This is a genomic window from Pseudomonas sp. B26(2017), assembly GCF_002113045.1.
Lineage (GTDB): Bacteria > Pseudomonadota > Gammaproteobacteria > Pseudomonadales > Pseudomonadaceae > Aquipseudomonas.
In genome coordinates, this window is sequence record NZ_NEJJ01000001.1 from 9,249 (window position 1) to 18,472 (window position 9,224).

At 63.6% G+C, this 9,224-nt stretch carries 7 protein-coding genes; all 7 read left to right on the forward strand.

Annotated features, from left to right (window positions below):
• Window positions 1-7 precede the first annotated feature (7 nt).
• The 7 genes from gspK to CAF79_RS00095 all read left to right on the forward strand — a co-directional run bounded on the left by gspK (window position 8) and on the right by CAF79_RS00095 (window position 9,061).
• Window positions 8-961: a type II secretion system minor pseudopilin GspK gene (gspK, locus tag CAF79_RS00065; protein ID WP_085695869.1), complete on the forward strand. Its 954-nt coding sequence runs from the start codon at window positions 8-10 to the stop codon at window positions 959-961.
• Entirely contained in the window at window positions 958-2,109 is a 1,152-nt protein-coding gene (gene gspL / locus CAF79_RS00070) for a type II secretion system protein GspL (RefSeq protein ID WP_085695870.1), read from the forward strand. The genes gspK and gspL overlap by 4 nt, the downstream gene beginning before the upstream one ends.
• Entirely contained in the window at window positions 2,102-2,647 is a 546-nt protein-coding gene (gene gspM / locus CAF79_RS00075; protein ID WP_085695871.1) for a type II secretion system protein GspM, read from the forward strand. The genes gspL and gspM overlap by 8 nt, the downstream gene beginning before the upstream one ends.
• On the forward strand, window positions 2,644-4,989 hold the full coding sequence (gene gspD / locus CAF79_RS00080; RefSeq protein WP_085695872.1) for a type II secretion system secretin GspD: 2,346 nt from the start codon (window positions 2,644-2,646) through the stop codon (window positions 4,987-4,989). The genes gspM and gspD overlap by 4 nt, the downstream gene beginning before the upstream one ends.
• Window positions 4,986-6,392, forward strand: coding sequence for a type II secretion system ATPase GspE (gene gspE / locus CAF79_RS00085; protein WP_085695873.1), 1,407 nt, complete (start codon window positions 4,986-4,988; stop codon window positions 6,390-6,392). Before gspD ends, gspE begins: the two co-directional genes overlap by 4 nt.
• Window positions 6,392-7,603, forward strand: a complete 1,212-nt coding sequence (gene gspF / locus CAF79_RS00090; RefSeq protein WP_085695874.1) for a type II secretion system inner membrane protein GspF — start codon at window positions 6,392-6,394, stop codon at window positions 7,601-7,603. The genes gspE and gspF overlap by 1 nt, the downstream gene beginning before the upstream one ends.
• A 348-nt stretch (window positions 7,604-7,951) precedes the next feature.
• Window positions 7,952-9,061, forward strand: a complete 1,110-nt coding sequence (locus CAF79_RS00095; protein ID WP_085695875.1) for a substrate-binding domain-containing protein — start codon at window positions 7,952-7,954, stop codon at window positions 9,059-9,061.
• Window positions 9,062-9,224: the final 163 nt, after the last annotated feature.

The following is a 9,224-nucleotide window of genomic DNA, read 5'->3' on the forward strand; positions in this document are numbered from 1 at the left end:
GCCGGTCATGAACAGCCAATCGAACCAGCAGGGGATGGCGATCATCAGTGCGCTGCTGATCGCGGCGGTGGTCGCGGTGATCGCCGCCGGCATGCTGACGCGCCAGAGCGTTTCGACCCGGGCGCTGGAAGCCGAACAACTGCGCGTGCAGGGCCGCTGGGTTCTGCACGGCGGGTTGGAGATCAGCCGGCAATTGTTGTGGGACGCGCGGCAGCGCGATCCGCTGACCCGGCTCGATCAGCCGTGGGCGCAGCGCTTGAACACTCAGGGTTTCGAGGGGCGGCTGGAGGACGAGCAGGGCAAGTTCAACCTGCGCAATCTGGTGGCCAACGAGCGGATTGATGACACGCAGGTGCAGGCGTTCGAGCGGTTGTGCGAGTTGATTGGTGTCAGCAGCGGCTTGAGCCGGCGCATCAGTCAGCGGGTGATTGGCTCGTATCCGCACCTGTTGAATGCCCAAGTGGTGGACAAGCCTGTGGCGAAAAACACCTTCGACAGCGGGCGCGCCACGTCGCCGTCCGCATCGCGCAAACCGCAATCGCCGACCTTGCCGATGCTGCGCACGCTTGACGATTTGCGCAGTGTCGACGGGGTCAACGATGCGCTGTTGGCGAAACTGGCGCCGTACCTGACGGTGATTCCGGCGACCACCTGGCTCAACGGCAACACGGCCACCGCGCCAGTGCTGGCGGCTTATGTGCCGGGGCTGTCGCTGGAGCGGGCGCAGGCGTTGATCAATGAGCGTGACGCCGGGCGCTGGTTTATCAATCGCGGGGATTTCGTCAATCGCCTGCGACTGCCGCAACTGGAGATCACCAGCGTCAAGGTCGGTATCACCAGCGACTGGTTCCGGCTGCGCGGGCAGGCGCGGCGCGATCAGCGGCGAGTGAGCCTCGATGCGTTGTTGCATCGCAGTCAGGATCGGTTGCCGCAAGTGATCTGGTCGCGGGTGGGCGTATGAGCCAGTTGCGCGTGAGTTTGCCGCCGTTGGCGGAGCTGAGTCTCGACAGTGAAGTGGGTTGTGCGTGGCTGGATCGTCAGGGGCAGGTCACTCGCCAGGAACGCGTGCGACTTGGCGCGCTGCCGAAGCAGCCGCTGGTGTGCTTTCTGCATCCGTCGGACAGCCTTTTGGCGAGTATTGATCTGCCGCCGTTGCCCGCGAGCAAAACCGCTGCGGCGGTGCAATGTGCGGCGCAGGCCTTGATGCTCGGCGACAGCGCCGAGATGCACATCGCCCACAGTGCGCGCAATGAAAGCGGCCAGGTGCAGATTGCCTGGGTCGCACGCAAGGATTTGCAGCACCTCGGACAATTCGGTTTGAACCTCAAAGGCCTGTACCCGGCGGCTTACAGTTTGCCGGTAATGGCCGGCGGCGTCGGCTGCCTGCACGACGAGCATCTATTGCTGCGCCACGGCCCGAATGCGGCGCAGGTGCAGCCGATGATCGATGAAGCATGGCTGCTGGAAACCGGTCTGCCGGCGCACTGGATCGGTGACGGCACGCCTGAAGCGGTGCAATCGATATTGCCCGACACGCAGCGCAATGCCGGCCCGTTACCGAACTGGGGTCTGCACGGCGGCCTTCAGCAACCGGGCACCGAACATCGCGGTTGGGGCAGGGCGCTCGGTTGCTGTGCATTGGCATTGGCGGTGTGGGTGATCGGTTTGAATCTGTACGCCGCCCGCGAGGCCGGGCAGGTCCAGCAGCTCAAGGCGCAGATGGCGCAACGGGTGAAGCAGGCGTTCCCCGAGTTGCCGGTGATCCTCAATCCGCTGCAACAGGCCCGTCAGCAAATCGCGGCGCGCCAGCAAGGCGCGGTGGATGCGCCGGGTCAGGATTTCACGCGGCTGGTGTTGCAGGCCGGCAGCGGTATGCCGTCGATGGCGGGCACGGTGCAGCGGTTGGAGTTTGTTGACGGTGCGTTGCAATTGAGTTTGCTGCCCGAGGCCCGGCGTTCGGGCAACGACAAGGACTGGCAAGGCACGCTGGCCCAGGCCGGCATCAGCATCAGCCCGAATGACGACGGCTGGGTCTTGCGCCCGGCCGGCGAGGCGACCGCGGCCACTGACACCGACAACGACGACAGCAGCGGAGCCGAAGATGAATAGCCCCTCGCTTGCGAAATACCGTGCCGGTTGGCAGCGCTTCAATGCTCAGTTGCAGGCCCGTTGGCAGCCGTTGGCTGTGCGGGAAAAACGCATGGTCGGTGGCATGGTTGCGTTGCTCTTGGGGCTGTTTGTGTGGGTGGCGTTGGTTCAGCCGCCACTGAAGAAGATCGCCGCCTCGCAAGTCGAAACGCCGAAATTGCGCGCTCAGGCCGAAGCGCTGGAAGTGCTGCTGCGCGAGGTCAGCGTGCGCCCGGAAGGGCAAAACCTGGAGCAGTCGCTGCAACAGACCTTGCAGGCCAGCGGGCTGGGCGGGCATTACCAATTGGCGGCCGCGTCCGCCGGCTGGCAGTTGACCTTCGACGCCGCGCCCGCCGACGCCGTGCTCGACTGGCTGCTGAGCCAACCGCGGATTTTTTCACTGCAAGTGGGCGAGGCCCGTCTGCAACGCGCAGACGATGCCGCGACCGATGACACCGCCGGCACTCTGTCGGGCACCGTACGCATGGATCAGGCGCTGGGCGCTAAGGAAGCTTCATGAAGGGGTCAGGCTCCAAACGCATGGCGTTGCCGATGCTGTTGATGGCATTGAGCGCGTGCAGCAACACCACACCACCGAATCAACCGCCGCTGCTGGTGGACAGCGAACTCGGCCGGCCGCTGGCCAACACTCAGCGCAGTGGCGATGCGGTGCTCGACCGCGAACGCGCGCAGGCTCAGGCAAGACCTGCACCGAAGCAATTGCACAACATCACCGAACGCGCCCGCAGCGGCGGTTCGGCGCGGGGCACGACGTTGCCGGTCAATCCGTTGGGCGATCAATCGGTGACGCTGAATTTTGTCGATGCGGATATTCAAGCGGTGGTGCGGGCGTTGTCGCGCTCCACCGGTCAGCAGTTTCTGGTCGATCCACGGGTCAAGGGCAACCTGACGCTGGTCTCCGAAGGCCAGGTGCCGGCGCATCAGGCTTACGACATGTTGCTCGCGGCGCTGCGCATGCAGGGTTTCAGCGTGGTGGATGTCGGCGGCGTGGCGCAGGTGGTGCCGGAGGCCGACGCCAAGTTGCTCGGCGGGCCGATCTACAGCGCCGACAAACCGGCCGGCAACGGCATGCTCACTCGCACGTTCCGCCTGCAATACGAGAACGCGGTGAACCTGATCCCGGTGCTGCGCCCGATCGTCTCGCCGAACAACCCGATCAACGCCTATCCGGGCAACAACACCATCGTCGTCACCGACTACGCCGAGAACCTCACGCGGGTCGCGCAGTTGATTCAGGGCATCGACACCCCGAGTGCCATCGACACCGACGTGGTGCAGATTCAGAACGGCATCGCCGCCGACATCGCGCCGATGGTCGCCGACCTGCTCGATGCACCGGGCAATGATCCAACCCAGAAAATCGCGGTGATCGGCGACCCGCGCTCCAACACCATCATCATCCGCGCCGGCAGCCCGGAGCGCACGGAGCTGGCGCGCAATCTGATCTACAAACTCGACAACGCCCAGAGCAATCCGAGCAATCTGCATGTGGTGTATCTGCGCAACGCCCAGGCCGGCAAACTGGCCCAGGCACTGCGCGGATTGTTGACCGGCGAGAGCGACAGCGGCACCAGCGACAATGCGCGCTCGGTACTCAGCAACATGGGCAGCTCCACCCAATCGGGCGGTGGGCAGAACGGCCAGAGCGGTACGCAAACCAACGGCTCCACTTCGAGCAACAACAGCGGCAGCACCGGCGGCAGTTATGCGCAGGGCAGCAGCACCGGCAGCGGCAATGCGCAAAGCAGCGAACAGAACGTTGCCTTCAGCGCCGGCGGTGTGACCATTCAGGCGGACGCGACCACCAACACCTTGCTGATTTCCGCGCCGGAGCCGCTGTACCGCAACCTGCGCGAAGTCATCGATCTGCTCGACCAGCGCCGCGCGCAAGTGGTGATCGAAAGCCTGATCGTCGAAGTCGGCGAGGACGACGCCAGCGAATTCGGCGTGCAATGGCAGACTGGCAACCTCGGCGGCAAAGGCGTGATCGGCGGCGCCAACCTCGGCGGCTCGGGGATCAACCTCAACGGCAAGACCAGCCTCGATGTGCTGCCGCAAGGCCTGAACCTCGGCTACGTCAACGGCACCGTCGACATCCCCGGCATCGGCAAGATTCTCGACCTGAAAGTGCTGGCCCGGGCCCTGAAGAGCAAGGGTGGCACCAACGTGCTGTCGACGCCGAACCTGCTGACCCTGGACAACGAAGCCGCGAGCATTTTCGTCGGCCAGACCATCCCGTTTGTCAGCGGCAGCTACGTCACCGGCGGCGGAGGCACCAGCAACAACCCGTTCCAGACCGTGACCCGTGAAGAGGTCGGTTTGAAGCTCAACGTGCGGCCGCAGATATCCGAGGGCGGCACGGTGAAGCTCGACATCTATCAGGAAGTCAGCAGCATCGACGAGCGTGCTTCGGCGGCGTCGACCTCGGCGGGGATCGTCACCAGCAAACGCGCGCTCGACACCAGCATTTTGCTGGACGACGGGCAGATCATGGTGCTCGGCGGTCTGCTGCAGGACGGCTACAGCCAGAGCAACGACGCGGTGCCATGGCTGTCGAGCATTCCGGGGCTGGGCGCGCTGTTTCGCAACGAACGCCGCTCGATCACCAAGACCAACCTGATGGTGTTCCTGCGCCCGTACATCATTCGCGACAGCGCCGCGGGGCGCAGCATCACGCTGAACCGCTACGACTTCATGCGCCGCGCTCAGGGCGGCCTGCAACCGGAACGCAGCTGGGCGATGCCGGACATGCAGGCGCCGCAATTGCCGGCCACTGCCCAAGGCGTGCCGGCCCCGGTATCCGGCCCGCGCGCGACCATCAAAGCGGTGCCGCTGCAATGAGCGCATTGCCTTACGCCTGGGCCAAAGCGCAGCGGATTCTGCTGCGCGACGGCGTGCTGACGGTGTGCCCGTCGACGCCGGGCTGGTCGATCAGCGAGGTGCGCCGGCAGTTCGGCGCGTCGAAACTGGAGCGGGTGCGCGACGACGAACTCGACGGCTTGCTCGCCACAGCCTACGCCGACACTGGCAGCGCGGCGGCGGTGGTCGGTGCGGCGGAGAACGAAGTCGACCTCGACCGCCTGATGCAGGACATGCCGGAAATCACCGACCTGCTTGACACCCAGGACGGCGCGCCGGTGATCCGCATGATCAACGCCTTGCTCACTCAGGCTGCGCGGGACGAAGCCAGCGACATTCATATCGAACCGTTCGAAACCCATTCGGTGGTGCGCTACCGGGTCGACGGCACGCTGCGCGACGTGGTCTCGCCGCGCAAAGCGTTACACGGTGCGCTGGTGTCGCGGATCAAGATCATGGCGCAGCTCGATATCGCCGAAAAACGCTTGCCTCAGGACGGCCGCATTGCGCTGCGCGTAGCCGGGCGGCCGATCGATATTCGTGTTTCCACCGTGCCCACCGGTCATGGCGAGCGGGTGGTGATGCGTTTGCTGGACAAACAGGCCGGACGCCTGCATCTCGAAACCCTGGGCATGGACGCGCAGGTGCTGGCCAAACTCGATAATCTGATCCGCCAGCCCCACGGCATCGTGCTGGTCACCGGCCCGACCGGTAGCGGCAAAACCACAAGTCTTTACGCGGCACTGGCGCGACTCGATGCGAGCACCAGCAACATCCTCACCGTGGAAGACCCGGTGGAATACGACCTGCCGGGCATCAGCCAGATTCAGGTCAACGCCAAGATCGACATGACCTTCGCCCTGGCGCTGCGGGCAATTCTGCGGCAAGACCCGGACATCATCATGATCGGCGAGATCCGCGATTTGGAAACCGCGCAGATCGCGGTGCAGGCTTCGCTGACCGGTCACCTGGTGCTGGCGACGTTGCACACCAACGACGCGGTGTCAGCGGTCAACCGCTTGATCGACATGGGCGTCGAACCGTTTCTGCTGGCCTCGTCGATGCTCGGCGTTTTGGCACAGCGCTTGGTGCGGCGGCTGTGCAATCAGTGCAAACAGGAAGATCCGGCGGCGCCCGGCACCTGGCGCCCGGTGGGTTGTGCGGCGTGCAATCACACCGGTTACAGCGGCCGCACCGGCATTCATGAATTGTTCTGCATCGATGACAACATCCGCACCCTGATTCACCAAGGGGCAGGGGAGCAGGCGTTGCGTGCGGCGGCGAGCAAGGCCGGAATGTTCAGCCTGCGCGAGGACGGCGAGCGCTGGATCCGCAGCGGTGCCACGGCGCCGGAAGAAATCCTTCGCGTGACACGGGACGCCTGATGAATCGCTATCGTTTTGAAGCCGCCGATGCCAGCGGCAAGATCGAATCCGGGCATCTGGAAGCGGAGAGTCAGGGCGCCGCGTTTGGCGTGTTGCGCGGTCGTGGCTTGACGGCGTTGTCGGTGGAGAAGGAAAGCAATGTCTCCCAGCATGGCGGCGGTGGCTTGTTCAGCGCCAAGCTGTCGGACAACGATCTGGCGTGGGCCACGCGGCAGCTATCGAGCTTGCTCGGCGCCAGTCTGCCGCTGGAAGCTGCGTTGAGCGCCACGGTCGAACAAGCCGAGAAAAAACACATCGCCCACACCCTCAGTGCCGTGCGCGCCGACGTGCGCAGCGGCATGCGCCTGGCCGAAGCATTGGCTGCGCGGCCACGGGATTTTCCGGAGATTTACCGGGCGCTGATTGCGGCGGGTGAGGAGTCAGGCGATCTGGCGCAGGTGATGGAGCGGCTGGCGGATTACATCGAGGAACGCAACAACCTGCGCGGCAAGATTCTCACCGCGTTCATCTATCCGGGCGTGGTCGGGCTGGTGTCGATCGGCATTGTGATTTTCCTGTTGAGCTACGTGGTGCCGCAGGTGGTCAGCGCGTTTTCCCAGGCGCGGCAGGATCTGCCGGGGCTGACGTTGGCGATGCTCAATGCCAGTGATTTCATCCGTACCTGGGGCTGGTTGTGCGCCGGGATCATGGCTGGCGCGTTCTGGAGCTGGCGCCTGTATCTGCGCAACCCGGCAGCGCGCTTGGGTTGGCATCATCGGGTGCTGAAGTTGCCGCTGATCGGGCGGTTTGTGCTGGGGCTAAACACCGCACGGTTCGCCTCGACCCTGGCAATTCTCGGCGGCGCCGGGGTGCCTTTGTTAAGAGCATTGGAAGCGGCGCGGCAGACCTTGTCGAATGATCGCTTGAGCTTGAGCGTCAATGAGGCCACCGCCAAGGTGCGAGAGGGCGTCAACCTGGCGGCTGCGCTGAAAGTGGAGAACGTGTTCCCGCCGGTGCTGATTCACCTGATCGCCAGCGGCGAGAAAACCGGTGCGCTGCCGCCGATGCTGGAACGTGCGGCGCAAACCCTGTCCCGCGATATCGAACGCCGGGCGATGGGCATGACTGCGTTGCTTGAGCCGCTGATGATCGTAGTGATGGGCGGGGTGGTGCTGGTGATCGTGATGGCGGTGCTGCTGCCGATCATCGAGATCAACCAACTCGTGCAGTAGTTTTTTCAACTTTTTTGCCGGCGCCCGGATCTCACCCGAGCGCGAAAACCAGCATCCTCGGGTTCTCCTTTCTGTCATCTGCAACGGCCCTTCAAGGGCTCTGGCCGATTCCCTCGAAAAGCCCGCCGCAGACAGTCCGGATAGCCCCCGGAACACCCGAGAAAATCCCTTGAAAATCACCCCGCACCTCCCGAGGTTTTTTCCTTTATCTGTCACCGGAAACTGCGAATTTCTCAGTGCGACTTAACCACGGACCCCGCTTGCGAAGGTCAGCGGTGAGTCTTCCCAGTGTCATGCAAGTCCCCTGAAAACCTGTGTTCACAACCAACGTTGAAAAGGAGATTCTTCATGTTCAAGCGCACTCTGATCGCAGCTTCCCTGACCGTCGCCGCCCTGGCTTCCGCCCAGGCCATGGCCGCCAACGTCACCGGTGGTGGCGCGACTCTGCCTGCCGCTCTGTACAAAGGTTCCAGCAACAGCATCCTGCCAGCCAACTTCAGCTACGTGGGTACCGGTAGCGGCACTGGCAAGACCGCTTTCCTGACCAACAACTCGGCACTGTTCAGCACCACCGGTTCGGTTCACTTCGCCGGTAGCGACTCGATCCTCAGCGCTTCGGAAATCAGCACCTACAACGCCAACTTCGGCGCTTCGTACGGCCCGCTGATTCAACTGCCTTCGGTGGCCACTTCGGTTGCCATTCCTTACAAAAAATCCGGCCAGACCGCTCTGAACCTGACCAGCGCTCAGCTGTGCGACGCCTTCTCCGGCGCCAAAACCACTTGGGGCGCTCTGCTGGGCACTTCCGACACCACGCCGATCCGTGTTGTTTATCGCAACGTGTCCAGCGGCACTTCGGAAATCCTGACCCGCCACCTGAACTCGGTCTGCCCGACTCAGTTCACCACCAGCTCCACGTTCACCAGCGCTCGTCTGCCAGCCGGTTCGACCCTGCCTTCGAACTGGGTAGGCGTTGCCGGTACCGCTGATGTGGCCACTCAAGTCAACGCGGTTGACGGTTCCATCGGTTACGTCGGTCCGGACGGTGTGAACGCCGCCAGCAACGCAGTGGTTGCTCGCGTCAACGGCGTACAGCCAACCACCGCCAACGTTTCGCTGGCCCTGGGTTCGGCTGCTCTGCCAACCACTCCTTCGAACCCTTCGCAGTGGGTACCGGTCGTTCCTAACCCGGCCAGCGGTTACCCGATTGTGGCTTACACCAACTTCATCTTCGGTCAGTGCTACAAGGACGCCTCGGTGGCCGCTGATGTCAAAGCCTTCCTGACCACTCACTACAGCAACCCGGGCAACAACGCTGCCACCGTGGCGCACAGCTTCACTCCGGTTCCAACCAACTGGAAAGCCGCTGTGACTGCCAACTTCGTCACCAACACCTCGGGCAACAACCTGGACATCAACAACGCCAGCGTCTGCAACGCTGTCGGCCGTCCTTTGTAAGCCTCGCTTCAGCGCAATGAAATGGCGGCAGCCTTCGGGCTGCTGCCATTTTTTTTGGCCGATCTACTCCTCATTCATGAAGTTTGTGTGACATCCGTTCGGTCGCGGCCCTCGCCAACCGCCTATGTCGTAACAGCAGGGGCAAGCCGACCTGCGGCCTCAT

What these genes read in the sequence shown, in the direction of transcription:
- gspE (WP_085695873.1), top strand. Translation starts at nt 4,986, where the DNA reads ATGAGCGCATTGCCTTACGCCTGGGCCAAAGCGCAGCGGATTCTGCTG.
- gspM (WP_085695871.1), top strand. Translation starts at nt 2,102, where the DNA reads ATGAATAGCCCCTCGCTTGCGAAATACCGTGCCGGTTGGCAGCGCTTC.
- gspD (WP_085695872.1), top strand. Translation starts at nt 2,644, where the DNA reads ATGAAGGGGTCAGGCTCCAAACGCATGGCGTTGCCGATGCTGTTGATG.
- gspL (WP_085695870.1), top strand. Translation starts at nt 958, where the DNA reads ATGAGCCAGTTGCGCGTGAGTTTGCCGCCGTTGGCGGAGCTGAGTCTC.
- gspK (WP_085695869.1), top strand. Translation starts at nt 8, where the DNA reads ATGAACAGCCAATCGAACCAGCAGGGGATGGCGATCATCAGTGCGCTG.
- CAF79_RS00095 (WP_085695875.1), top strand. Translation starts at nt 7,952, where the DNA reads ATGTTCAAGCGCACTCTGATCGCAGCTTCCCTGACCGTCGCCGCCCTG.
- gspF (WP_085695874.1), top strand. Translation starts at nt 6,392, where the DNA reads ATGAATCGCTATCGTTTTGAAGCCGCCGATGCCAGCGGCAAGATCGAA.